Consider the following 26,490-nt stretch of genomic DNA (forward strand, 5'->3'; position numbering starts at 1 on the left):
GGAAAAGCAAAACAGCCAGCAGTTTAAACGGCTCGCCGGTGACATCAAGAATAATTCTTATTTTAATCGCCGGGACGGCCCGCCTGCCGAAAGGTGAGGTTATATCGACAGTCGCCGGTCTCGGGATGATGGCCCGCTTTCAGCGGCTGAACGCCATGATAAAACAGGCGCGACTCCCCGCCCCAGACCACCACATCGCCATGCTCCAGCAACAGCCGCCGCAGCGGGTCGCTGCGCTGCAACCCGCCAAACTGAAAGATGGCCGGCAGGCCCAGGGAGACCGAGACGATCGGCGCCCGCAGATCCTGTTCATCTTTATCCTGATGCAACGACAGCTTTGCGCCGGGCTGGTAGCGGTTAATCAGACAGGCGTCGGGGGAAAAGCCCGGATAGCCGCCGGCCGCGGCTGCCGCCAGCGCCAGTTCACGGAATACGGCCGGCATCAGCGGCCAGGTGTGACGGGTGACCGGATCGACCGGGGCGTAGAGGTAGCCGTGGCGATCGGTGGTCCAGCCCAGCCGGCCGCAGTTGGTCATCGCCACCGACATGGTGTACCCGCCCGGCGTGACCATCTGGCGAAACGGCGACTGGCGGGCGACGTCGGCAATCGCCTGCAGCAGCCCTGGGGCACGCTCGCGTGCAAAGCGGCGAAGCACCACCGCGCCGGGGGCCAGCGGCTCCTGCCACGGTGGGGTATCGCTAAACAGATCGAGCATTACTCCTCCTCTCGTTGCGCCTCGCGCGCCAGCAGCTGCGCTTTTCGCGCCGTTCCCCAGCGATAACCGGATAGTGCGCCATCTTCACGCACCACCCGATGGCAGGGAACGATCACCGCCAGTGAATTCGCCGCGCAGGCGCCGGCCACGGCTCTTACCGCCCGCGGCTGGCCAATATGCTCGGCCACCTGGCGGTAGCTGCGGGTCTCCCCCGCCGGGATCTGCCGCAGCGCCTGCCAGACCTGCAGCTGGAACGCGGTGCCCCGCAGATCCAGCGGCAGCGACACCGGCCGCCGGCTGTCGTCGAGGTGGGCGAAAATCTCCGCCATCTGACGACGAAACTCAGGGTCGCCCTGACGCAGCTCGGCGTGGGGAAAGCGCTGGCGCAGGTCGTCGAGCAATGCAGCATCGTTATCACCCGGCAGCACAGCGCAGACGCCGCGTTCACTTTGCGCCACCAGGCAGCGGCCCAGCGCGCAGTCGCCCGTCGTCCAGGTCACCACGGTGGCGGCGCCGCCGCGACGAAACTGGCTGGCGGTCATCCCTAATGCGGCATCGGCCTGGCGATAATAGCTGCTGCTGTCGGGAAAGCCGGCCGCCAGCGCGGCGCGGGTCACCGGTTTCCCCTGCTCCAGCGCCTCCCGCAGGCGTCGCGCGCGCCACGCCTGCTGCCAGGCTTTCGGGGTCATGCCGGTGACGGATTTGAATAAACGGTGGAAATGAAACGGGCTGACCGCCAGCTCGCGCGCCAGCGCCTCGAGGGTCAGGGGCGCCTCCTGCTCCAGCAGCCGACAGGCCTGCGCCACCTTGTCGATCCTTTGCTGCTGCGGAGAGTCTTTATCCGGCTGGCAGCGTTTGCAGGGGCGGAATCCCGCCGCCACGGCAGCAGCGACGTCGGCAAAAAAGCGCACGTTTTCCCGCCGCGCGCGCCGCGAGCGGCAGGAGGGACGACAGCAGACGCCGGTGGTCAGTACCGCAAAGACGAACTGACCATCGGCCCGGGTATCACGCTCGCAGACCGCCTGCCAGCGGCGGTCATCGGTATCGGCAACTATCGGTTTCATCACGGGTCTCCTGCTGTAAGTGTATCCTCAGTCTGCGGTAAAGCCCGCAGCAAAAAACCCGCAATCTTGCTTTTTAATTTTTTTCGCCGACGAGGAAGGTACGGAACTGCGGCGACATCCAGGTTTTAAAGCCCTCCCCCTCTTTGACGATCATGTAGACCGCCAGGCCCTGCTCGCGCACCACCTGCTGCGCTTTTTCCGGCCCCAGCACCATCAGCCCGGTATCCCAGCCGTCCGCCTCCAGCGCCGTTGGCGCAATGACGGTCACGGAGACCAGCTTATGGGTTATCGGCTGCCCGGTCTGCGGATCGATGACGTGCGAGATACGTTTGCCATCGAGTTCATAGTAGTTGCGATAGCTGCCGGAGGTGCTGATGCCGTGACCATTGATGTCGACAATCGCCTGAACGGCGTTTTCCTGGTCGGTCGGTTTCTGGATCGCCACCCGCCAGGGCTTACCTTCGCCGTTCATCCCGCGGCTCACCAGCGCCCCGCCCACCGACACCAGATAGCGGGAGATCCCTTCCTGCTCCATCAAGCGCGCGAGGTGGTCGGCGGCATAGCCTTCCCCCACGGTGGAGAGGTCGACAAACAGATCGGGAATATCTTTTTGCAGGAACTGCCTGCCGCTCTGATTGATAACCTGCAGATGCTGCAGGCCGGTGCGCGCTTTCGCCGCGGCGATCGCCTGCGCATCCGGGGTGGCGACCGGCTGTTTATCCGGGCCAAAGCCCCACAGGTTGACCAGCGGCCCGACGGTAATATCCATCGCGCCGTGCGTTTTGGCGCCAATCCGCAGCGACAGGGTGACGATATCCGCCATCGCTTCGCTCACCGGCCAGGGCCGGGTATCCGTCGCGTGGTTGAAACGCATCAGCGCCGAGTCGTTTTTCCAGGTCGACAGCAGGCGATCGTCGGCGTCCAGCTGGGCCTGAACCTTGGCGCGCAGCGCCTGCGCCTTTGCCTCATCCACGCCGATAACGCTGACCCGCCAGAAGGTGCCCATTGTTTTGCCATCCAGCACGGTGGCCGTTGATGCGGGTGTCGCGGGAGTGGTGGCTGAATCGCAGCCAGAGAACAGTACGCAGGCGCCCAACAGCGCGGCGCGAAAGAAAGTCATATCCATTAATCGAGGCTCCTCTTACCAGGGCGACAAGAGTATACCAGCGAGGTTAAACCAGACATAAAAAAAGGCGCCGGAGGCGCCTTTTTGTTATGCATCTTGCGACTTAGAACTGGTAAACCAGGCCCAGTGCAACCACGTCGTCGGTAGAAACACCGGCGTTGCGGGTGAAGCTGTTGTCGTCCAGCAGGTTGATTTTGTAATCAACATAGGTGGACATGTTTTTGTTGAAGTAGTAGGTCGCGCCCACGTCAACATATTTCAGGATGTCCTGGTCGCCGTAGCCTTCCAGATCCTTACCTTTAGACTGCAGGTAAGCCACGGACGGACGCAGACCGAAGTCGAACTGGTACTGAGCAACCACTTCGAAGTTCTGCGCTTTGTTAGCAAAGCCCAGAGAACCAGCGCGGGTCGCGTTGTAGGTCTGGGTGTACTGAGTGGCCAGGTAGATGTTGTTCGCGTCGTATTTCAGACCGCCGGTGTAGGTTTCAGCGTTGTCGCCGTTACCCAGAACCAGGTTGTTCTGATCGTCGGTACGTTTAGAGTGAGAGTACGCGAAACCAGCGCTGATGCCATCAAAGATGTCATAAGTTACAGAGGTACCGAAGCCGTCGCCGTTCTGTTTCTGAGCGCCACGACCGTTGTTGGTCGCGCCTTCGCCGCTGACGCTGCCGTTTTTACCCTGGTACTGCAGAGCAAAGTTCAGGCCGTCAACCAGACCGAAGAAGTCAGAGTTACGATAGGTTGCAACGCCGTTAGCACGGGACTGCAGGAAGTTGTCAGAACCGTAGGTGTCGCCGCCGAATTCCGGCAGAACGTCGGTCCAGGACGTTACGTCGTATACTACGCCGTAGTTACGACCGTAGTCGAAAGAGCCCGCGTCGCCAAATTTCAGACCGGCGAATGCCAGACGAGTCCATGCCTGATCGCTGGAGCTTTCAGTGTTGTTCGCCTGAACGTTGTATTCCCACTGGCCGTAACCGGTCAGCTGGTCGTTGATCTGAGTTTCGCCTTTCACGCCTACACGCATGTAGGTCTGGTCGCCGTCGACGCTCTTGTCGTCAGAGAAGTAGTGCAGACCGTCAATTTTACCGTACAGGTCTAATTTGTTGCCGTCTTTGTTATAAATTTCAGCCGCATTTGCTGCGCCTGCTACCAGCAGAGCCGGTACCAGGAGGGACAGTACTTTAACTTTCATGTTATTAACCCTCTGTTTGTTATATGCCTTTTATTATGCCACTGCTTACTGATTACCCTTCTAATCAGTCGGCTATTTCATTGTGCTGCAAAATGCAGAATAATCCAACAAGAATATGATACTAAAACTTCTAAGATGTTTCAAAGTTCCCACAAGATGTTTCAATTTGTAAATATGGCGGAACTTTTTTTTACCCCAAAATGGCCAGGGAAATACGCACTAATAATCAAAAAAATTATTTAGCCATTTAAAATCAACACGATATACAAAACTAAGCCTATAGCACTGAATGGTAAAACAAAATGATCATCGGTGACTAAAATAATAGTCGCTATCATCATTAACTTTATTTATTACCGTCATTCAGTTCTGAATGTCTGTTTACCCCTATTTCAACCGGATGCCTCGCATCCGGTTTTTTTTACCCTTCTTTACACAACTTTAATTTATCTGTGCTACAGCCAATGATTCCCTAACGAATATTAATCAATCAATTAGGCCGTCTTTTGCGCTTATTCTGCCAATGTCTTGTTATTTCGTGCGATTCCTGGCTTTTGTTTCTGTCAATATCGTCACTGGTCAGTCTTGCGGACGCGGTTTCATTTACGCTTCGTTTCTAAGATAATTCCTGGGCGGTATCGCGCCGCTGGCACCAATCTGTAGTATGGATTTACGCCATTAGCCTTTATACTGCCTGCAGCATCTGCTTTGTTGCCAGTTACTCTGGCGCTACATCCTGTTTACAAACAATGATGAGTCGTTCAGCCACAAGATGACCCCGAAAAAATTCTCTCTGATCCCCGGCAACATCAGCCGCTTCTTCATTTTGATGGTTATTGTCCTGCTGGCGACGATGGGGGTGATGATTCAAAGCGCCGTCAATGCCTGGCTGAAAGAGAAGAGCTATCAGGTAGTTGATGTCTCCCATGCCCTGCACCAACGCATTGATACCTGGCGCTATGCCACCTGGCAGATCTACGACAATATCGCCGCCACCTCCGCCAACACCGCCAGCGGCGGTCTGCAGGAGACGCGTTTAAAGCAGGACGTGTACTATCTGGAGAAGCCCCGGCGTAAAACCGAAGCCCTGATCTTTGGCTCCCACGACAGTTCGACCCTCGAGATGACGCAGAAAATGTCCGATTATCTCGATATTTTGTGGGGCGCGGAGACCATTCCGTGGTCGATGTACTATCTCAATGGGCTGGACAATAGCCTGATCCTTATCTCCACCCTGCCGTTGAAGGACCTCTCCTCAAGCTTTAAAGAGTCAACGATCAGCAGCGTGGTGGAATCCCGGCGCGCGGAAATGCTGCTGCAGGCCAATACCCTTGATGAGCGCGAGACCTTCTCGCCGCTGCGCCATCTTGCCTGGCAGAACGCGCACTACTTCACGTTACGTACTACCTTCAATCAGCCAGGACACCTGGCAACGGTGGTCGCCTTCGACCTGCCGATTAACGATCTGATCCCGCCGGGCATGGCGCTGGATAGCTTTCGTATCGAGCCTGATCCCACGCAAAATGTGGCCGCCAGCCCCGAGAAAGAGGCTAGCGATCATATCGGGATCACCTTCAACGGCATGCAGATTGACATCGCCACCGACATCAGCACCACCGGTATGCAGTTAGTGTGGACGGTACCGATGAGCACCATGCTGCTGGAATCCCTGCAAAACATTCTTCTGCCGCTGCTGCTTAACATTGGCCTGCTGGCGCTGGCGCTGTTCGGTTTCACGACCTTCCGGAATTATAAAGGTCGCAGCAGCACCTCGGGCGCCGGGCTCCCCTCCGCCGCCAATAGCGAACTGCGTTTACTGCGCGCCCTTAATGAAGAAATTGTTTCTTTGCTGCCGCTGGGGCTGCTGGTCCACGATCAGGAAGCCAACCGAACGGTGATCAGCAACCCGATTGCCGACCATCTGCTTCCGCACCTGAATCTGCAGAACATCACTAACATGGCGGACCAGCATCAGGGGGTGATCCAGGCCACCGTCAACAACGAACAGTATGAGATCCGCCAGTATCGCAGCCAGGTCGCGCCTCGCACGCAGATCCTGATTATCCGAGACCAGGACCGCGAAGTGCTGGTCAATAAAAAGCTCAAACAGGCCCAGCGCTTGTATGAGAAAAACCAGCAGGGCCGGACGACCTTTATGCGGCATATCGGCAGCGCCCTGAAGCAGCCAGCCCTTAACCTGGCGGCTGAGGCAGCGGCGCTCGACGGCGCGGAGAGCCGGACGCTGGCGCAGCATGCCGATGAGCTGGTCAAACTGATCGATGATATTCAGCTCGCCAACCTGCTGGAAAGCGATGCCTGGAAAACCAGCCAGTCGCTGTTCTCGGTGCAGGAGCTGATCGACGACGTCGTACCGGAGGTGCTGCCGGCGATGAAGCGCAAGGGTCTGCAGTTGCTTATCAATAACGCGCTGCCTGCCGGCGAGCAACGCTATGGCGACCGTGAAGCCCTGCGGCGCACGCTGGTACTGCTGATCCAGTATTCCATCACCACCACGCCTATCGGCAAGATCACCCTCGACGTCTGCCAGGAAGAGTCGGCCAGCGATCGCCTGACCTTCCGCATACTGGATACTGGCAACGGGGTCTCGGCAAACGAGATCGACAATATGCACTTCCCGTATCTCAATGAGACTCAGAGCGATCTGTACGGCAAAGCGAACGCCCTTACCTTCTGGTTATGTGACCGTATGACGCGCAAGCTGGGCGGGCAGTTGACCATCAAAGCGCGGGAGTCGCTGGGGACTCGCTATAGCCTGCATCTGAAAATGCCGGCCAGCGAAGAGGCGCCAGAGGCGGGAGAACATCTGCTGGATGACGTTATCGTCCTGCTGGATGTGACCTCCAGCGAAGTACGGCGGATTGTCACCCGCCAGCTGGAGAGCTGGGGGGCGTCCTGCATCACGCCGGACGATCGAGCGACAAGTCAAGCGTTCGATCTGTATTTAACGGATAATCCGTCTAATCTTACTGCTTCGGGCTTGCTTTTAAGCGATGATGAGGTTGGGATACGCAAAATCGGCCCGGGCCAACTGCGGGTCAACTTTAATATTAGCACGGCGATGCAGGAGGCTATCCTGCAGCTTATTGAGCAGCAGCTGGCGGAGGAGGCGGTTCAGCCCGCCACCTCAGGAAACGAGAGTAACGCCGAACTCCATGCCAGCGGCTATTACGCACTGTTTGCCGATACGGTACCGGATGATGTTCAGAGATTGTATACTGAAAACGAAGCGGGTGATTTTGCTGCTCTGGCGCAAACCGCCCACCGCCTCAAAGGGGCATTTGCTATGCTTAATCTGATACCCGGCAAGCAGTTATGTGAAACGCTTGAGCATCTGATTCGCGAAAAGGATGCGCAAGGCATAGAAAAATATATCAGCGACATTGACGCTTACGTCAAGAGTTTGCTGTAGAAGGTAGCCTTATACATGAACACTATGAACGTAATTATTGCCGATGACCATCCGATCGTACTGTTCGGTATTCGTAAGTCACTTGAGCAAATTGAGTGGGTGAACGTCGTTGGCGAGTTTGAAGACTCCACGGCCCTTATCAACAATCTTCCGAAGCTGGACGCCCATGTGCTGATCACCGATCTGTCCATGCCCGGTGATAAATACGGCGACGGGATCACGCTGATCAAATACATCAAGCGCCACTTCCCGGATCTGTCGATCATTGTTCTGACCATGAACAATAACCCGGCAATCCTCAGCGCGGTGCTGGATCTGGATATCGAAGGGATCGTCCTCAAGCAGGGGGCGCCGACCGATCTGCCTAAAGCGCTGGCCGCGCTGCAGAAAGGGAAGAAATTCACCCCGGAAAGCGTCTCTCGTCTGCTGGAAAAAATCAGCGCCAGCGGCTATGGCGATAAACGCCTGTCGCCGAAAGAGAGCGAAGTGCTGCGTCTGTTCGCCGAAGGCTTCCTGGTGACCGAGATCGCCAAAAAGCTTAACCGCAGCATCAAAACCATCAGTAGCCAGAAAAAGTCGGCGATGATGAAGCTGGGCGTCGAAAACGACATCGCCCTGCTGAACTACCTCTCCTCCGTCTCGCTGAGCTCGACGGACAAAGAGTAATCCCGACGCGCTCTCCGTCTCGCCCCGGCGAGACGGAGCTCCCGATTATTCCCGCCCTTTACGTACCCGCGCCGCATATACCGTCAGCGTTTGCTTCAGCACGTCAAGCGTCACCGGCTTGGACAGACAGCTGTCCATCCCCGATTCCAGACAGCGCTGCTTCTCTTCCGCCAGGGCATTGGCCGTTACGCCAATCACTGGCAGCGTCAGGCCAAGCTGACGAATGCGCTGCGTCAGGCGATAACCATCCATATTAGGCATGTTGACGTCGCTGAGCACAATATCGATGTGCTGCTTGCTGAGGACGTTGAGCGCGTCGACCCCGTCGTTGGCGGTCACGCACTGGTAGCCGAGCGATCCCAGCTGATCCGCCAGCAGGCGGCGGTTGATCGGATGATCGTCGACCACGAGAATCATCATGTCGTCGTTATTGCCGACCTGCGCCTCCGGCGCCATCAGCGCCCGGCTATTCTCCGCACTGGCCAGCGCGACGTGGAAAATACGTCCCAACAGCGGCAGCAGTTCATGCGGCGTCGTCACGCTATGCAGCCACTCGCCGGCGGCCCGCTCCTGCGGAATACCGATATGACGACGGCAGAAGATGACCATCGCCCTTCCCTGCCAGCCGCTCAGCGCTTCATCGTCAGTGAGTAAGACATCCTCGGCGTCCGGGGTTTCTCCGGCATGGCGGCGTACCGTCAGGCCGTGATAGCTGAGCAGCGAGGTGACGAACATCGCCAACGAGGTGTTGTGGATGGCCAGCCAGCAGGTCTTGCCAGCGAAACCGTCCGCCGTCACCTGCGGCGTGTTCTGCACGCCATACAGCGGGATGCGGATGGTAAAGCGGCTGCCCATTCCCGGCTCCGTTTCCACGGCGATATCGCCATCCATCATGCTGATCAGTTTTTCGCAGATCGCCAGGCCAAGGCCGGTGCCCTGGAAGTTGCGCTGCACGCCGGTCCCCACCTGGAAGAAAGGGTCGAAGAGGCGCAATACCTCTTTCGCCGGGATCCCCTCCCCGGTGTCGCGGACGCTAATCTGCAGATAATCTCCTGCGCACTGAACGTGCAGGATAATGCAGCCGGTGTCGGTGAACTTGATCGCATTGCTCAGCAGGTTTGAGATCACCTGCTGCAGACGCATCGGGTCGCCGGACATCTGTTCCGGAACGTCCGGTTCGATAAAGCAGTACAGACCCAGCTGCTTGCGCACCACCAGCGGCAGATAGTTGGCGGAGATATGGTTCATGACCTCGCGCGGGGAAAATTCCCGCGGCTCGATCTTCAACTGCTCGGACTCGATTTTGGAGAAATCGAGAATATCGCTGATGATTTTCAGCAGCAGGCTCGAGGAGTTGTTCATCGCCGTCACCAGGCGATCGACGCCTTTCGGCAAGGCTTTAGTCTGCAGCAGATCGAGGTTACCGATGATGCCATACAGCGGGGTACGCAGCTCATGGCTGACGGTGGCAAGGAACATCGATTTCGACTGGCTGGCCTGCTCCGCCGCCTGGGCCATCTCCTGCAGCGACTCCTCCATCTTCACGCGGGCGGAAACGTCCACCAGCACGCAAATCGCCACGTTTTCATTGCGATAGCGCGAGTGGACAAAGCTAATCTGCAGGTTGGTATGGTTGCTGGTCAGCACATCGACAAAGTTGACCTGCTGGCCGCAGATAATCTGCGTCAGCCGCTGGCGGTCCTCGTGGGTCAGCATGTTCAGATAGTTGTGCGCCAGCTCGTTACTGAGAATGTTGGTCCCGTCGAGGGTGCGCAGAATACAGATCCCCACCGGGGCGGAGGCCACGATTTTGCGGTTGAACTGCTCATGCTCTTCCAGCCGTTGAGCGTCATTTTCCGCCGGGATAAAAATGCGCCGCTCATACATCCGCGCCAGCGCAAACAGCATCGCGCCGCTGAGGATATTGAGAACGATGGCGTTGATGATCAGCATGCGGATCCGCTCCAGCACCTGGTCTACCGAGACGGAATAGACGATGCTCAGGGAGGACGGCGCGAGGCTTTTCTTCAGCACCAGCTCGCGGAAACCCGTGCTGTAGCCAAACCACATTCGCTCCTGCATCCACTTCGCTTCGCTCTGGATTTTGCCTTCCGCGCCGGCCAGCGAGATCAGCGGCTGGCCGTTATCGTCGAAGATCGTCACGCTCATCGGCAGGCTGCCCGGCGTAAAGAAGCTTTCCATGCGGATGGTCTGCTCCACGCCGAGCATCGCCTGCAGGCGATTGGCCATATAGATCGGCGTCAGGGCGTAAAAGTAGCCCACCCCGGGGCGCACGCCCTGACTTATCCAGAACAGGTTGTTGCCGCGCTCGTTTTGCGGCGCATTGCGGTATTGCTCAATGCGTTGATGCAGGACTTTCAGCGCCTGATCGCGCTCAATCGGCACGTCCCTCAGGCCAAAGTTGGCCATACAGAGATTATCGCTGCCGATGAGAAAGATGCGGTTAAGGTCGTAGGCGGCGGTAAAATTATCCCGCCAGTAGCGCATAAACCACGCCAGCGATTGGAGCGAATTACGCCATGCACTACTCATTGCGCTGCAGTCGGAGTCAGGATACAGGGGTTCAAAGCTGGGGATCGCAATATCGCCGCTTTGCCCTTGCGCTACCGCATCCCCTGCCGACAGCCGGTTACCGGCGACATACTTGAGCTCTTTAATCACGTCCGCCGTACGCTGAATGTAGCGCTGGGCCTGATCGGCATTGAGATTGAGCTCCTGATGGATCTCGGCTTCCCGCTCGTGTAGCGCGTTGACGATATAAAACACAGAGACAAACGCAATCAGCAGCCACAGCAATACCGCCAGCGCTCTGAACAGATAACGTGAAACCTTCAGGGTTGTGTGGAAAGAGGCAAGATATTTCAATGTGGCGATGCTCGGCCGTCAGGGACTCAACAGAATGGGGTTAAAGTAGCGGTAAACCGGCTTTGCCGCAATGTTAATGCAAAAAGGGCCGGGAGAATACCCGGCCCTTTCAGAACATTTACCTGGGACGATTACTCTTCGTCTTCGGCGATGTCGTCATCGGTATCTGCTTCCGGGGCGATATCGTCATCGCCTTCCGCCGCGCTACCGTCGATAGCGTCCAGTTCTTCGTCGTCTACCGGCTCAGCGACGCGCTGCAGACCCACCACGTTTTCATCTTCCGCGGTGCGGATGAGGATCACGCCCTGGGTGTTACGGCCCACGATGCTCACTTCGGAAACGCGGGTACGCACCAGCGTCCCGGCGTCGGTGATCATCATGATCTGATCGCAATCATCCACCTGTACGGCGCCGACCACGGAACCGTTACGCTCGGTGACTTTGATCGAGATAACGCCCTGGGTGGCACGCGACTTGGTCGGATACTCAGCCGCGGCGGTACGTTTACCGTAACCGTTTTGCGTCACCGTCAGGATCGCGCCTTCGCCGCGCGGAATAATCAGCGAGACGACGCTGTCGTTTTCCGCCAGCTTAATGCCGCGTACGCCGGTGGCGGTACGGCCCATGGCGCGAACGGCATCCTCTTTGAAGCGCACGACCTTGCCGGCCGCGGAGAACAGCATCACTTCGTCCTGACCAGAGGTCAGATCGACGCCGATCAGCTCATCGCCTTCGTTCAGGTTCACCGCGATGATGCCAGCGGAACGCGGACGGCTGAACTCGGTCAGCGCGGTTTTCTTCACGGTACCGCTGGCGGTGGCCATAAAGACGTTAACGCCCTCTTCGTACTCGCGGACCGGCAGGATAGCGGTGATACGCTCATCGGCTTCCAGCGGCAGCAGGTTGACGATCGGACGACCGCGCGCGCCGCGGCTGGCTTCCGGCAGCTGATAGACCTTCATCCAGTACAGACGACCGCGGCTTGAGAAGCAGAGGATAGTGTCATGGGTGTTGGCCACCAGCAGGCGGTCAATAAAGTCTTCTTCTTTAATGCGCGCTGCCGATTTGCCTTTACCGCCACGACGCTGTGCTTCGTAGTCGGTCAACGGCTGATACTTCACATAGCCCTGATGCGACAGGGTGACCACCACGTCTTCCTGGTTGATCAGATCTTCGATGTTGATATCAGCGCTGTTGGCGGTGATTTCGGTACGACGTTCGTCGCCGAACTGGTCGCGGATCAGCTCCAGCTCTTCGCGAATCACTTCCATCAGACGGTCGGCGCTGCCGAGGATATGCAGCAGTTCCGCGATCTGTTCCAGCAGCTCTTTATATTCGTCGAGCAGTTTTTCATGCTCAAGGCCGGTCAGTTTCTGCAGACGCAGATCCAGAATCGCCTGAGCCTGCTGCTCGGTCAGGTAGTATTTACCCTCGCGCACGCCGAACTCTGGCTCCAGCCATTCCGGACGCGCGGCGTCATCACCGGCACGTTCCAGCATCGCCGCGACATTACCGAGATCCCACGCCTGGGCAACCAGCGCCGCTTTCGCTTCAGCTGGGGTCGGCGCGCGACGGATCAGTTCGATAATCGGGTCGATGTTGGCCAGCGCCACGGCCAGCGCTTCGAGGATATGCGCCCGGTCGCGCGCTTTGCGCAGTTCGAAAATCGTACGACGGGTCACCACTTCGCGGCGGTGGCGCACGAAGGCGGCGATGATGTCTTTCAGGTTCATGATCTTCGGCTGGCCATGGTGCAGCGCAACCATGTTGATACCGAAGGAGACCTGCAGCTGGGTCTGGGAATAGAGGTTGTTGAGCACCACTTCCCCTACCGCGTCGCGCTTCACTTCAATCACGATGCGCATCCCGTCTTTATCAGACTCATCACGCAGCGCGCTGATGCCTTCCACGCGTTTTTCTTTTACCAGCTCGGCGATTTTCTCAATCAGGCGCGCTTTGTTCACCTGATAAGGAATTTCATGCACGATGATGGTTTCGCGGCCGGATTTGGCGTCCACTTCCACTTCCGCGCGCGCGCGGATGTAGACTTTACCGCGACCGGTGCGGTAGGCCTCTTCAATGCCGCGACGGCCGTTGATAATGGCGGCGGTCGGGAAATCAGGGCCAGGAATATGCGCCATCAGCCCTTCAATGCTGATGTCTTCGTCGTCGACATAAGCCAGACAGCCGTTGATCACTTCCGTCAGGTTATGCGGCGGTATGTTGGTGGCCATCCCGACGGCGATCCCGGAGGCGCCGTTTACCAGCAGGTTAGGAATTTTGGTCGGCATGACGTCCGGAATACGCTCCGTACCGTCATAGTTGTCAACGAAATCGACCGTCTCTTTTTCAAGATCGGCCATCAGCTCATGAGCGATTTTCGCCAGACGAATTTCGGTATAACGCATCGCCGCGGCGGAGTCGCCGTCGATGGAACCAAAGTTACCCTGGCCGTCCACCAGCATGTAACGCAGCGAGAACGGCTGCGCCATACGGACGATGGTGTCGTATACCGCGGAGTCGCCGTGCGGGTGGTATTTACCGATTACGTCACCAACGACACGGGCTGATTTTTTATAGGCTTTGTTCCAGTCATTGCCCAATACGTTCATGGCGTAAAGTACGCGACGGTGTACCGGCTTCAGGCCATCTCGGACATCCGGCAGCGCACGGCCAACAATGACCGACATCGCATAATCCAGATAAGAGTTCTTAAGCTCTTCCTCAATGTTGACCGGTGTAATTTCTCTCGCAAGGTCGCTCATCTAACCGCTATCCCTCTACTGTATCCCGGATTCAAAGGTCGCAAATTATAACACAGCCGCGCTAAGAGAGGTAAAGCAATACGGTTTATTCATGGCGCGCTGCTGATATACTCCCAGGTCTGAACAGAAAAGGAGTAAAAGCGCCCATGAATGCCGAAAAAACGTCGGTAGCCCCTAACGTCGATCATGCTGAAATCGCCAAATTCGAAGCCGTCGCCTCGCGCTGGTGGGATCTGGAGGGCGAGTTCAAACCGCTCCACCGCATTAATCCCCTGCGGCTGGGCTATATCGCCGAACGCTCAGGCGGCCTGTTCGGTAAAAAAGTCCTCGATGTCGGCTGCGGCGGCGGCATCCTCGCCGAGAGTATGGCGCGCGAAGGCGCGACGGTCACCGGACTGGACATGGGCGCAGAGCCGCTGCAGGTGGCGAAACTGCACGCCCTGGAGAGCGGTATTCAGGTGGAATATGTTCAGGAAACGGTTGAGGAACATGCCGCGAAGCACGCGCAGCAATACGATGTCGTCACCTGCATGGAGATGCTGGAGCACGTCCCTGATCCACAGTCGGTAGTCCACGCCTGCGCGCGGCTGGTGAAGCCTGGCGGTCAGGTCTTCTTCTCCACCATCAACCGCAACGGTAAAGCGTGGCTGATGGCGGTGGTCGGCGCGGAATATGTCATGAAGATGGTGCCCAAAGGCACCCATGATGTGAAAAAATTTATCAAGCCGGCCGAACTGCTGGGCTGGGTAGATCAGACTACTCTGAAAGAGCAGCATATCATCGGTCTGCATTACAATCCGTTGACCAACACCTTCAAGTTGGCGCCGGGGGTTGATGTTAACTATATGTTGCATACCAGCGCCAAAAAAGCGTGACGTCAGCAGCTGCGCTTATGATGATTGCGCGGCATCAAGCCGCGTGATTATTTCTTCCGATGAAGAAATCAGCACTCGATCAAATTTTCATTTTTTTTTCTGTTTTATTGACTTCTTCTCCAGGCCTTATGCGACGTGGACTTGCGGATTATTACCCTTCCGCAACCTCAATTTAACGTCAAAATCAACCCTTGTACTCAAAAGATTCCTTACTAAAATACTCACCATATAGCGTTCCTTTTATCGACAACCCCCTACATATAGTATTTATCCACAGAGTTAGTCACAACGGCCTTCTGTGGATAAACGGGGGATATTTTCTTTCACGGACAGGTAAAATCCACATGAATCAGAGTCTGCTGGTGACAAAGCGCGACGGGACCACCGAGCGCATCAATCTCGACAAAATCCATCGCGTACTGGATTGGGCGGCAGAAGGACTGAATAACGTTTCGATTTCCCAGGTAGAGCTGCGCTCGCATATCCAGTTCTATGACGGCATTAAAACCGCGGACATCCACGAAACCATTATTAAAGCCGCTGCGGACCTGATCTCCCGCGAGGCGCCGGATTACCAGTACCTCGCCGCACGTCTGGCGATCTTCCACTTGCGTAAAAAAGCCTTCGGCCAGTTTGAGCCGCCGGCGCTTTACGATCACGTGGTGAAGATGGTCGAGAAGGGTAAATACGATCATCATCTGCTGGAAGACTACACGGAAGAAGAGTTCCAGCAGATGGACGGTTTCCTCGACCACTGGCGCGACATGAACTTCTCCTACGCTGCCGTGAAGCAGCTGGAAGGCAAGTATCTGGTACAGAACCGCGTCACCGGCGAAATTTATGAGAGCGCGCAGTTCCTTTATATTCTGGTGGCTGCCTGCCTGTTCTCTAACTACCCGCGCGAAACGCGTCTGGACTACATCAAGCGTTTCTACGACGCGGTGTCGACCTTTAAAATCTCGCTGCCGACGCCGATCATGTCCGGCGTGCGTACCCCGACCCGTCAGTTCAGCTCCTGCGTGCTGATCGAGTGCGGCGACAGCCTGGATTCCATCAATGCCACCTCCAGCGCGATTGTGAAATACGTTTCCCAGCGCGCCGGCATCGGCATCAACGCCGGCCGCATTCGCGCGCTGGGCAGCCCGATCCGCGGCGGCGAAGCCTTCCACACCGGCTGCATTCCGTTCTACAAACATTTCCAGACTGCGGTGAAGTCCTGCTCGCAGGGCGGCGTTCGCGGCGGCGCGGCGACCCTCTTCTACCCAATGTGGCATCTGGAAGTGGAAAGCCTGTTGGTGCTGAAAAACAACCGCGGTACCGACGCCAACCGCGTTCGTCACATGGACTACGGGGTGCAGATCAATAAGCTGATGTACACCCGTCTGCTGAAGGGCGGCGACATTACCCTGTTCAGCCCTTCCGACGTCCCGGGCCTGTATGACGCCTTCTTCGCCGATCAGGACGAGTTTGAGCGCCTGTACACCCAGTACGAGCAGGACGACAGCATTCGCAAGCAGCGCATTAAAGCGGTTGAGCTGTTCTCGCTGATGATGCAGGAGCGCGCCTCCACCGGCCGCATCTACATCCAGAACGTCGACCACTGCAACACCCACAGCCCGTTCGATCCGGTGGTCGCCCCGGTGCGCCAGTCTAACCTGTGCCTGGAGATCGCTCTGCCGACTAAACCGCTGGAAGACGTCAACGACGAAAACGGCGAAATCGCGCTGTGCACCCTGTCGGCCTTCAACCTCGGGGCTATCGACAGCCTCGACGAGCTGGAAGAGCTGGCGGTGCTGGCGGTGCGTGCCCTGGACGCGCTGCTCGACTATCAGGATTACCCCATCCCGGCCGCCAAACGCGGCGCAATGGGCCGCCGTACGCTGGGCATCGGCGTGATCAACTTCGCTTACTATCTGGCGAAGCATGGCAAACGCTACTCCGACGGCAGCGCCAACAACCTGACCCACAAAACGTTCGAAGCGATTCAGTACTACCTGCTGAAGGCCTCCAACGAGCTGGCTATCGAACAGGGCGCCTGCCCGTGGTTCAACGAAACCACCTATGCGCAGGGTATCCTGCCGATCGATACCTACAAAAAAGACCTGGACGGCATCGTCAGCGAATCCCTGCACTACGACTGGGAAGCGCTTCGCGAGTCCATTAAAACCCACGGCCTGCGCAACTCTACGCTCTCCGCGCTGATGCCGTCCGAGACCTCGTCGCAGATCTCCAACGCCACCAATGGCATCGAGCCGCCGCGCGGTCACGTGAGTATCAAAGCCTCGAAGGATGGGATCCTGCGCCAGGTGGTGCCGGACTACGAAAACCTGCAGAACGCCTACGAGCTGCTGTGGGAAATGCCGAACAACGACGGCTACCTGCAGCTGGTGGGTATCATGCAGAAGTTTATCGACCAGTCGATCTCTGCGAATACTAACTACGATCCGACGCGCTTCCCTTCCGGAAAAGTGCCGATGCAGCAGTTGCTGAAAGACCTGCTCAACGCCTATAAATTCGGCGTCAAAACGCTGTACTATCATAACACCCGTGATGGCGCTGAAGACGCTCAGGATGACCTGGCCCCGTCCATTCAGGACGACGGCTGCGAAAGCGGCGCTTGTAAGATCTAAGGTATTTTTGCCGGGTGGCGCTACGCTTACCCGGCCTACGATTTTGTAGGCCCGGCCAACCCATTCCCGCCGGGCAATACAGTTCAACAGGACTCACTTCAATGGCATACACCACTTTTTCACAGACGAAAAACGATCAGCTGCTTGAGCCAATGTTTTTTGGCCAGCCGGTTAACGTGGCCCGCTACGATCAGCAAAAATACGACATCTTTGAAAAGCTGATTGAAAAGCAGCTCTCCTTCTTCTGGCGCCCGGAAGAGGTTGACGTTTCCCGCGATCGCATCGACTACCAGGCGCTGCCGGAACATGAAAAACACATTTTCATCAGCAACCTGAAGTACCAGACGCTGCTCGACTCCATCCAGGGCCGCAGCCCGAACGTCGCTCTGCTGCCGCTGATCTCCATCCCGGAGCTGGAGACCTGGGTGGAAACCTGGGCCTTCTCTGAGACCATTCACTCGCGCTCGTACACCCATATCATCCGCAACATCGTCAACGATCCGGCGACCGTGTTCGACGATATCGTCACCAACGAGCAGATCCAGAAACGTGCGGAAGGGATCTCTCACTATTATGATTCGCTGATCGAGATGACCAGCTACTGGCATCTGCTGGGCGAAGGCACCCATACCGTCAACGGCAAGACCGTGACCGTCAATCTGCGCGAGCTGAAAAAGAAACTCTATCTGTGCCTGATGAGCGTTAACGCCCTGGAAGCGATCCGCTTCTACGTCAGCTTCGCCTGCTCCTTCGCTTTCGCCGAGCGCAAACTGATGGAAGGCAACGCCAAAATTATCCGCCTGATCGCCCGCGATGAAGCGCTGCACCTGACCGGCACTCAGCATATGCTGAACCTGCTGCGCTCCGGCAGCGACGATCCGGAAATGGCGGAAATCGCCGAAGAGTGCAAACAGGAGTGCTATGATCTGTTCGTGCTGGCGGCCCAGCAGGAGAAAGAGTGGGCGGACTACCTGTTCCGCGACGGCTCGATGATTGGCCTGAACAAAGATATTCTCTGCCAGTACGTCGAGTACATCACCAATATCCGCATGCAGGCGGTGGGCCTTGATCTGCCGTTCCAGACCCGCTCCAACCCGATCCCGTGGATCAACACCTGGCTGGTCTCCGACAACGTTCAGGTGGCGCCGCAGGAAGTAGAGGTCAGCTCTTACCTGGTCGGCCAGATCGACTCTGAAGTCGATGCCGACGATCTGAGCAACTTCCAGCTGTAATGAAGCGGATCTTCTTGAAAATCTCTGACACTCGCCTTGAGTGTCAGGATGAACACCCTTCCCTGTTGGCTGCTCTTGAATCGCATAATATCGACGTCGAGTATCAATGCCGCGCAGGCTATTGCGGCTCCTGCCGCACCCGTCTGGTCTCCGGCCAGGTTGACTGGCTGACCGAGCCGCTGGCCTTTATCCAGCCGGGCGAGATTTTGCCCTGCTGCTGCCGGGCGAAGGGCGATATCGAAATTGAGATGTAAGTTTTGTCGGGCGGCGTAACGCTTATGCGCCCGACAAAACTGCCGTTCACAGGCCGGGTAAACCCGGCTTTTTACTGCTTAGCGTCCAGAAACTGCACCGCTTTATCCGGGAAATCGGTAAACAAGCCATCGACGTCCGCCTGGCGATACAGCAGGTCATAGAGCTGATTGACGTTGCTGGCGTACTCCGGCAGCTGATCCGCGCGCACGGTATACGGATGCACCTGCAGATGGCTGGCGTGCGCCTCCTTCACCATCGCCGTCAGCTTCACCGCCCCCGGCTTTGAGCCTTCCGCCACCAGCATATGGTAATCCGGACCAATGCCGTCGGCGTATTGTGCAATCTGCGCCATGGCCCCCGGCTTGAACATCCAGTCATAGCTGTAGTTCACCCATTGGCCATCGGCCTGTTTCTGCTGGGTTTCATTCCAGTCGGTATAGGCGATGAGCTGCACCAGATTAAGATCCATGCCCATCTTCGGCTCCAGTTCATTTTTAATGCGCTTCAGCTCGTTGGCGTCAAAGCACTGCAGATAGACCTTATCCTGCTTGCTGGTATAGCCATATTCTTTCAGCACTTTCAGGGTGCTGGCAGCAATATCTTTGCCTTCCTGATGGTGGAACCACGGCGCTTTGATTTCCGGGTAAATACCGATGTTTTTGCCGGTGGAATGATTCAGCCCCTGGACAAACTCAATCTCCTCTTCAAAGGTATGAATGCGGAAATCGGATTTGCCCATCGGGAAACGCCCGGGGTAGGTTTGCACGTTCTTGCCATCTTTCGGCTCAAAGCCTTCGGTAAACTTCAGCGACTTAATCTCGGCCAGGGTAAAGTCGATGGCGTAGAAACGGCCATCTTGACGCGCCCGCTGCGGGAAGCGCTGAGCGACGTCGGTCACCCGGTCGAGATAATGGTCGTGCAACACCACCAGCCGGTCGTCTTTGGTCATCACCAGGTCTTGCTCAAGGTAATCCGCCCCCTGCGCGTAGGCCATCGCTTTCGCCGGCAGGGTATGTTCGGGCAGATAACCGCTGGCGCCCCGGTGGGCGATAACCATTTTATCCGCCGCTGTCGCGCTGAAGCACAGCGCCGAACTGGCCAACATCATGCCGCTCATTAGCGTGGTGAGTTTCATGTTCATCGCCGCTCCTTAGGCTTGTTTCAGCTGTTGATGATGACGGCGTTCACCGAGCATCACGATAACCAGCAGGACGACCGCCAGCACACTGCCGCCGATCATTACCATAAAGCCGCCGTCCCAGCCGAAGAAATCGACGGTGTAGCCGACGATGGCGCTCGCGGCCACGGAGCCGCCGAGATAACCGAACAGACCGGTGAAGCCTGCCGCGGTGCCGGCAGCTTTCTTCGGCGCCAGCTCCAGCGCATGCAGACCAATCAGCATCACCGGGCCGTAGATCAGGAAGCCGATAATAATCATACAGGCCATATCCACGCCCGGGTTGCCCGCCGGGTTCAGCCAGTACACGATGGTAGCGATGGTCACCAGGGTCATAAAGAACACGCCGGTGGCGCCGCGGTTGCCTTTAAACACCTTATCCGACATCCAGCCGCACAGCAGGGTGCCCGGGATCCCCGCGTACTCGTACAGGAAGTAGGCCCAGGAGGATTTATCCAGCGCGAAGTGCTTCACCTCTTTCAGGTAGGTCGGCGACCAGTCGAGAATGCCGTAGCGCAGCAGATAAACGAAGACGTTGGCGACCGCGATGTACCACAGCAGCTTGTTCGGCAGAATGTACTGCATAAAGATCTGCTTCGCCGTCAGCTCTTGTTCATGCTCTTCGCTGTAATCGTCCGGGTAGTCATTTTTATATTCTTCGATTGGCGGCAGGCCGCAGGATTGCGGAGTATCGCGCATCATCGCAAAGGCGAAAATCGCCAGCAGGATAGCGGCGAACGCCGGCATATAGAGCGCCGCGTGCCAGTCGTTAAACCAGGCCATACCCAACAGGAACAACAGCGGCGGGATCCCGCCGCCGACGTTATGCGCGCAGTTCCACACTGAAACAATTCCGCCACGCTCTTTCTGCGACCACCAGTGGACCATGGTACGGCCGCACGGCGGCCAGCCCATCCCCTGGAACCAGCCGCAGAGGAACAGCAGCACGAACATGATCATGATGCTCGAGGTGGCCCACGGTACGAAGCCCATCACCAGCATCACCAGCGCGGCGAGGATCAGCCCCGCCGGCAGGAAAATGCGCGGATTCGAACGGTCAGAGACCGATCCCATGATGAATTTCGAAAATCCGTAGGCAATGGAGATGCCGGAAAGGGCGAAACCGAGGTCGCCGCGGGAGAAACCCTGCTCGATAAGATAGGGCATCGCCAGGGCAAAGTTCTTACGAACCAGATAGTAAGCGGCATAACCAAAGAAGATGCCGATAAAAATCTGCCAGCGTAACCGACGATAGAGCGGGTCGATCTCCGCGGCTGGCAAACGCGCTTTATGCGCGGCGGGTTTAAAAATACTTAACATATCAGCCTCCGTGGCCCTTGCTGTTTTTTACTAACGTCACGACAACAATCCCAGATTAATCACTAACTTCGAATCTGGCCGCGATGGTAGGCAATACGTAGAGCTGATACTGTGAAACATCGCACAATTTGTTACAGAAATATGACAAAAGGTTCCAATGTGAGCACGAAATCACATAACACGCTCAAATAACGCGCGAATATGCTCGAAATCAAACAATAACCTTATAGACTGTGGCTAAATGGTGTTAAACGAAAGCAAAGGAGCTGAAGATGACGGGACGTCTGGATAGCGAGGTTATTATCATCGGCGGCGGAGCAACCGGCGCCGGTATCGCCCGCGATTGCGCCCGGCGCGGATTACGCACACTGCTCATTGAGCGTCATGATATCGCCACCGGGGCCACCGGCCGTAATCATGGGCTGCTGCACAGCGGCGCCCGCTATGCGGTGACCGACAACGAATCCGCCCGCGAATGCATCAGTGAGAACCGCATCCTGCGCCGCATCGCCCGTCACTGTATCGAACCGGCCGGCGGTCTGTTCATAACCCTGCCTGAAGACGATCTGGCATATCAGCAGACCTTTATCGCCGCCTGCCAGCAGGCTGGCATAGAGGCCACGCCGCTCTCTGCGCAGGAGGCGCTGCGCCGCGAGCCCGCCGTCAACCCGGCGCTGCTGGGGGCGGTGCAGGTTCCGGACGGCACCATTGACCCGTTTCGCCTCACCGCGGCCAATATGCTCGACGCCCGCGAACACGGCGCGCAGATCCTCACCGGCTGCGAAGTCACTGGCCTGCTGCGCCAGGGCGATCGCGTCTGCGGCGTCCAGGTATACGACAGTCAGCTTCACCAGGCCCGCACGCTGTACGCCGGGGTAGTGGTTAATGCCGCCGGGATCTGGGGGCAGCGCATTGCGGAATATGCCGACCTGCGCATCACCATGTTCCCGGCGAAGGGATCGCTGTTGATCCTCGACCACCGGATTAACAACCTGGTGATCAACCGCTGCCGTAAGCCGGCCGATGCCGATATTCTGGTGCCTGGGGATACCATCTCGCTGATTGGCACCACCTCGATGCATATTCCTTATGATGAAATTGACGACAACCGGGTCACGACCGCGGAAGTTGATACCCTGCTGCGCGAAGGCGAAAAGCTGGCGCCGGTCATGGGCCGCACCCGGATCCTCCGCGCCTACTCCGGCGTCCGCCCGCTGGTGGCCAGCGACAACGATCCCAGCGGACGCAGCGTCAGCCGCGGCATCGTCCTGCTCGACCATGCTCAGCGTGACGGCATGGAAGGCTTCATTACCATCACCGGCGGCAAGCTGATGACTTATCGCCTGATGGCCGAGTGGGCCACCGACGCCGTCTGTCGTAAGCTGGGCAACACCACCCCCTGTACCACGGCCGAGAGCCCGCTGCCCGGCTCACAGGAGCCGACGGAAAGCACCCTGCGAAAAATTATCTCCCTGCCTGGCCCGCTGCGCGGCTCTGCCGTCTACCGCCATGGCGATCGCACTCCGGCCTGGCTTGGCGACAGCCGCCAGCACCGTAGCCTGGTCTGCGAATGCGAAGCCGTCACCGCTGGTGAAGTGAAATACGCGGTGGAAAATCTGGCGGTCAACACCCTGCTCGACCTGCGCCGCCGTACCCGGATTGGCATGGGGACCTGCCAGGGGGAACTCTGCGCCTGCCGCGCCGCCGGGCTGCTGCAGCGCTTTAACGTCACCACCCCCGCGCAGTCGTTGGCCCAGCTGTCGGCGTTTCTCAATGAACGCTGGAAGGGCGTGCAGCCCATCGCCTGGGGCGACGCGCTGCGCGAAAGCGAATTCACCCGCTGGGTCTACCTCGGCCTGTGCGGACTGCCACAGGAGCATCAGGATGAAATTTGACTGCGCGATTATCGGCGGCGGACTGGCCGGTCTGCTGTGCGGCCTGACGCTGAATCAGTCCGGCCTGCGCAGCGTTATCATCAGCCGCGGGCAAAGCGCGCTGCATTTTTCCTCCGCGTCGTTAGATCTGCTCTCGGCGCTGCCGAACGGCGATAACGTCACTGACCTCGCGCAAGGTCTGCAGCAGCTCGCTGAACTGCTTCCTGAGCACCCTTATTCCCGGCTCGGGGCCGGGGCGGTGCTCGAATACGCTAAACAGACTGAAGCCCTGCTGACCACCTGCGGGGCGGTGATGCAGGGCGACGCGCACCACCCGCACCGGCGAGTAACGCCGCTGGGGACGCTGCGCGCGGCGTGGCTATCGCCGCAGGAGGTGCCTGTCGCGCCACTCCCCCGACAAGGGGTCTGCCTGGTGGGGATCAGCGGCTTTGCCGATTTTCAGCCGCATCTCGCCGCCGCCGCGCTCGGGCAAACCGGCGTTACCGCCGTGGCGGCGGAAATCGAGTTACCGCTGCTGGATGTGTTGCGTGACAACCCCACCGAATTTCGCGCCGCCAATATCGCCCGCCTCCTCGACGATGAAAACCACTGGCCTGCCCTGCACGCGGCGCTGCTGCCGCTGGCGCAGCAGCATGAGCTGCTGATCATGCCCGCCTGCTTTGGTCTCGCCGACGATCGCCTGTACCACTGGCTGCAGGCGCGCCTGCCCTGCCCGCTGCGTCTGCTGCCGACGCTGCCGCCTTCGGTTCCCGGGATGCGCCTGCACAGTCTGCTGCAGCGGCAGTTTATTCGCGGCGGCGGCACCTGGCTTGCCGGCGATGAAGTGGTGAACATCAGCCATCGACAGGGCACCGTCGAGGCCGTCTGGACGCGAAATCACGGCGATATTGCGCTGCGTCCGCGTTTTACCGTGCTGGCCAGCGGCAGCTTTTTCAGCAACGGTCTTGTCGCCACGCGGGAGAGCGTGCGCGAACCCATTCTTGGTCTCGATCTGCAACAGACCCTGCCGCGCGACGACTGGTACCAGCGGGACTTCTTTGCCTCCCAGCCGTGGCAGCGCTTCGGGGTGAAAACCGATGCCCTGCTGCATCCCCTGCTGGGCGGGCAGCCGTTCAGCAATCTGTTCGCCATCGGTTCGCTGCTCGGCGGGTTCGATGCCATTCAGCTCGGCTGCGGCGGCGGGGTCTGTGCCGTCACCGCGCTGCACGCCGCCAGACAGATCCACGCCCTTGCCGGAGGCCGGCCATGAACGATACTCGTTTTGAAAGCTGCATTAAGTGCACGGTCTGTACCACCACCTGTCCGGTAAGCCGGGTCAATCCGCGCTATCCCGGGCCGAAACAGGCGGGGCCGGATGGCGAACGCCTCCGCCTGAAGGATGGCGCGCTGTACGATGAGGCGCTCAAGTACTGCATCAACTGCAAGCGCTGTGAGGTGGCCTGCCCGTCGGATGTGAAAATTGGCGATATCATTCAACGCGCCCGGGCACAGTACGGCCAGCAAAAGCCGACCCTGCGCGACGCCATCCTCAGCCATACCGACCTGATGGGCACCCTTTCCACCCCCTTTGCCCCACTGGTTAATGCCACCACCGGCTTAAAACCGGTACGCCGCCTGCTCGACGCAGCGCTCCATATCGATCATCGCCGCACGCTGCCGAAATATGGCTTCGGTACCTTCCGCCGCGCTTACCGCCAGCTCGCGGCCCACCAGACGCAGTACCCTGAGCAGGTGGCCTTCTTTCATGGTTGCTACGTCAACTATAACCACCCGCAGCTGGGCAAGGACCTGATTCGCGTCGTCAATGCGCTGGGCACCGGCGTGCAGTTGTTATCAAGGGAAAAATGCTGCGGCGTGCCGCTGATCGCCAACGGCTTTTTTGACAAAGCACGTAAGCAGGCGCTGAGCAACGTCGCCGCGATGCGGGAAAACGCGCTGCCGATCATTGCCACCTCTTCGACCTGCACCTTTACCCTGCGCGATGAATACCCTCACCTCCTGGATGTTGACAACAGCGACCTCCGCGACCGAGTGGAACTGGCCACTCGCTGGATCTGGAAACAACTGGATAGTGGCAAAACGCTGCCGCTGCGCCGGCTGCCGCTGAAGGTGGTCTATCACACCCCGTGCCATATGGAGAAAATGGGCTGGTCGCTGTATACCCTCGAACTGCTACGGCTGATCCCCGGCCTGCAGCTGGAGGTGCTGGATTCCCAGTGCTGCGGCATCGCCGGCACCTACGGGTTTAAGACTGAGAATTACGCGGTATCCCAGGCTATCGGCGCCCCGCTGTTCCGTCAGATTGAGGAGAGCGGAGCCGACATCGTCGTCACCGACTGCGAGACCTGCAAATGGCAGATAGAAATGTCCACCAGCAAACGCTGCGAACATCCGCTGACGGTGCTGGCGCAGGCGCTCGCCTGAGTCCGGCGCCAGCCTGCGCCGTCAATAGCTCGCTTTCCCCTGCGGCTGAGCGCTGGCGGATTTAAACATCGCCAGCCGGCGGTCCAGCGCCTCGGTGTAGAGCATGGTATCGACCCCGACGGCGACGAAATTGGCCCCCCAGGCGAGACATTTTTCCGCCATCGCCGGGTCGACCGCCAGAAATCCGGCCGCTTTACCCGCCGCACGAATGCGCCGGATGCTCTGCTCAATCACCCGCTGCACGTCAGGATGGCCGGCATCGTCCGGGTGCCCCAGCGAAGCGGAGAGATCCGCCGGACCGATAAATACGCCGTCAATGCCCTCCACCTCGAGGATAGCGTCCAGATTTTCCAGCGCGGTTCGGCTCTCTACCTGAATCAGCAGACAGAGTTCGTCATTCGCCTCCGCCATATAATTCTCCACTCTGCCCCAGCGTGCCGCCCGGGCCACGCCGGCGCCCACGCCGCGGCTACCGACGGGAGGATAACGGGTTGCCGAGACGACTTCCCGCGCCTGCTCGGCGGTATCGACCATCGGCACCAGCAACGTTCTGGCGCCAATATCCAGCACCTGTTTTATCAGACTGCGGCTGCCCTCCACCGGTCGGATCACCGGCTGACTGGCATAGGGAGCGATGGCCTGGAGCTGATGATAAAGGTCCTGAATGGTGTTCGGGGCATGCTCGCCGTCGATCAGCAGCCAGTCATATCCTGAGGTGGCGGCAATCTCCGCCATATAGGAGGAGGTCGAGCTCAGCCACAGGCCAATTTGCGTCTCACCGCGTAATAATCCACGTTTGAAGGGGTTAGATAACAGTGCGTTCATAGCGATTCC

At 58.2% G+C, this 26,490-nt stretch carries 18 protein-coding genes; 9 read left to right on the forward strand and 9 right to left on the reverse strand.

The genetic code is table 11. From position 1 onward, the window contains the following. Positions 1-62 precede the first annotated feature (62 nt). The 4 genes from alkB to ompK36 all read right to left on the reverse strand — a co-directional run bounded on the left by alkB (position 63) and on the right by ompK36 (position 4,101). The gene (gene alkB, locus ACQUTP_RS06545; protein WP_049116725.1) at positions 63-716 is read right to left on the reverse strand and encodes a DNA oxidative demethylase AlkB; all 654 of its coding nucleotides are present in this window, start codon (positions 714-716) and stop codon (positions 63-65) included. Beyond that, a complete protein-coding gene (gene ada / locus ACQUTP_RS06550; protein WP_202678238.1) occupies positions 716-1,780 on the reverse strand; it encodes a bifunctional DNA-binding transcriptional regulator/O6-methylguanine-DNA methyltransferase Ada in 1,065 nt (354 codons plus the stop codon). The genes alkB and ada overlap by 1 nt, the downstream gene beginning before the upstream one ends. Positions 1,781-1,853: 73 nt before the next feature. After that, positions 1,854-2,906, reverse strand: a complete 1,053-nt coding sequence (gene apbE, locus ACQUTP_RS06555) for an FAD:protein FMN transferase ApbE (protein ID WP_017899300.1) — start codon at positions 2,904-2,906, stop codon at positions 1,854-1,856. A gap of 103 nt (positions 2,907-3,009) precedes the next feature. Further along, positions 3,010-4,101: a porin OmpK36 gene (ompK36, locus tag ACQUTP_RS06560; RefSeq protein ID WP_044524243.1), complete on the reverse strand. Its 1,092-nt coding sequence runs from the start codon at positions 4,099-4,101 to the stop codon at positions 3,010-3,012. Positions 4,102-4,873: 772 nt separating this feature from the next. Between ompK36 and rcsD the strand changes: the two genes are divergently transcribed. Beyond that, on the forward strand, positions 4,874-7,531 hold the full coding sequence (gene rcsD, locus ACQUTP_RS06565) for a phosphotransferase RcsD (protein ID WP_004201683.1): 2,658 nt from the start codon (positions 4,874-4,876) through the stop codon (positions 7,529-7,531). 15 nt (positions 7,532-7,546) lie between these two features. After that, complete coding sequence (gene rcsB, locus ACQUTP_RS06570) at positions 7,547-8,197, forward strand: response regulator transcription factor RcsB (RefSeq protein ID WP_004201684.1); 651 nt, start codon at positions 7,547-7,549, stop codon at positions 8,195-8,197. 45 nt (positions 8,198-8,242) lie between these two features. Here the strand turns inward: rcsB and rcsC are convergent, their stop codons facing one another. Together rcsC and gyrA are read right to left on the reverse strand one after the other, a co-directional pair. Further along, positions 8,243-11,083, reverse strand: coding sequence for a two-component system sensor histidine kinase RcsC (gene rcsC / locus ACQUTP_RS06575; RefSeq protein WP_043520276.1), 2,841 nt, complete (start codon positions 11,081-11,083; stop codon positions 8,243-8,245). 131 nt (positions 11,084-11,214) lie between these two features. Then, positions 11,215-13,848, reverse strand: a complete 2,634-nt coding sequence (gyrA, locus tag ACQUTP_RS06580) for a DNA topoisomerase (ATP-hydrolyzing) subunit A (protein WP_004201688.1) — start codon at positions 13,846-13,848, stop codon at positions 11,215-11,217. A 146-nt stretch (positions 13,849-13,994) separates the two neighbouring features. On the opposite strand from gyrA, the gene ubiG reads away from it, so the two are divergent. The 4 genes from ubiG to yfaE all read left to right on the forward strand — a co-directional run bounded on the left by ubiG (position 13,995) and on the right by yfaE (position 18,839). After that, positions 13,995-14,723: a bifunctional 2-polyprenyl-6-hydroxyphenol methylase/3-demethylubiquinol 3-O-methyltransferase UbiG gene (gene ubiG / locus ACQUTP_RS06585; protein WP_004201690.1), complete on the forward strand. Its 729-nt coding sequence runs from the start codon at positions 13,995-13,997 to the stop codon at positions 14,721-14,723. Between the two features lie 344 nt (positions 14,724-15,067). Then, the gene (nrdA, locus tag ACQUTP_RS06590; RefSeq protein WP_004201691.1) at positions 15,068-17,353 is read left to right on the forward strand and encodes a class 1a ribonucleoside-diphosphate reductase subunit alpha; all 2,286 of its coding nucleotides are present in this window, start codon (positions 15,068-15,070) and stop codon (positions 17,351-17,353) included. 101 nt (positions 17,354-17,454) lie between these two features. Beyond that, positions 17,455-18,585 carry a class Ia ribonucleoside-diphosphate reductase subunit beta gene (nrdB, locus tag ACQUTP_RS06595; protein WP_004140835.1) on the forward strand — a complete coding sequence of 377 codons (1,131 nt, stop codon included), beginning with the start codon at positions 17,455-17,457 and terminating at the stop codon, positions 18,583-18,585. Then, a complete protein-coding gene (yfaE, locus tag ACQUTP_RS06600; RefSeq protein WP_004201692.1) occupies positions 18,585-18,839 on the forward strand; it encodes a class I ribonucleotide reductase maintenance protein YfaE in 255 nt (84 codons plus the stop codon). The genes nrdB and yfaE overlap by 1 nt, the downstream gene beginning before the upstream one ends. Positions 18,840-18,910: 71 nt before the next feature. Here the strand turns inward: yfaE and glpQ are convergent, their stop codons facing one another. Both glpQ and glpT read right to left on the reverse strand, forming a co-directional pair. Beyond that, positions 18,911-19,981, reverse strand: a complete 1,071-nt coding sequence (glpQ, locus tag ACQUTP_RS06605; RefSeq protein ID WP_048325192.1) for a glycerophosphodiester phosphodiesterase — start codon at positions 19,979-19,981, stop codon at positions 18,911-18,913. A gap of 9 nt (positions 19,982-19,990) precedes the next feature. Next, positions 19,991-21,337 (reverse strand): glycerol-3-phosphate transporter, encoded by a 1,347-nt coding sequence (gene glpT / locus ACQUTP_RS06610; RefSeq protein ID WP_004201695.1) that lies wholly within the window; start codon positions 21,335-21,337, stop codon positions 19,991-19,993. A 272-nt stretch (positions 21,338-21,609) separates the two neighbouring features. Between glpT and glpA the strand changes: the two genes are divergently transcribed. From glpA to glpC, 3 genes are read left to right on the forward strand one after another with little or no spacing between them, the layout of a single operon-like run. Next, entirely contained in the window at positions 21,610-23,232 is a 1,623-nt protein-coding gene (glpA, locus tag ACQUTP_RS06615) for an anaerobic glycerol-3-phosphate dehydrogenase subunit A (RefSeq protein WP_004201696.1), read from the forward strand. Continuing rightward, a complete protein-coding gene (gene glpB, locus ACQUTP_RS06620; RefSeq protein WP_004201699.1) occupies positions 23,222-24,481 on the forward strand; it encodes a glycerol-3-phosphate dehydrogenase subunit GlpB in 1,260 nt (419 codons plus the stop codon). The genes glpA and glpB overlap by 11 nt, the downstream gene beginning before the upstream one ends. Then, entirely contained in the window at positions 24,478-25,656 is a 1,179-nt protein-coding gene (glpC, locus tag ACQUTP_RS06625) for an anaerobic glycerol-3-phosphate dehydrogenase subunit GlpC (RefSeq protein ID WP_023318771.1), read from the forward strand. The genes glpB and glpC overlap by 4 nt, the downstream gene beginning before the upstream one ends. A 21-nt stretch (positions 25,657-25,677) precedes the next feature. On the opposite strand, the gene yfaU is transcribed toward glpC, so the two are convergent. Continuing rightward, positions 25,678-26,481 carry a 2-keto-3-deoxy-L-rhamnonate aldolase gene (gene yfaU, locus ACQUTP_RS06630; RefSeq protein ID WP_004201703.1) on the reverse strand — a complete coding sequence of 268 codons (804 nt, stop codon included), beginning with the start codon at positions 26,479-26,481 and terminating at the stop codon, positions 25,678-25,680. Positions 26,482-26,490: the final 9 nt, after the last annotated feature.

The sequence above is a fragment of the Klebsiella sp. 2-CIP_Kleb. genome (assembly GCF_050378715.1).
GTDB lineage: Bacteria > Pseudomonadota > Gammaproteobacteria > Enterobacterales > Enterobacteriaceae > Klebsiella > Klebsiella quasipneumoniae.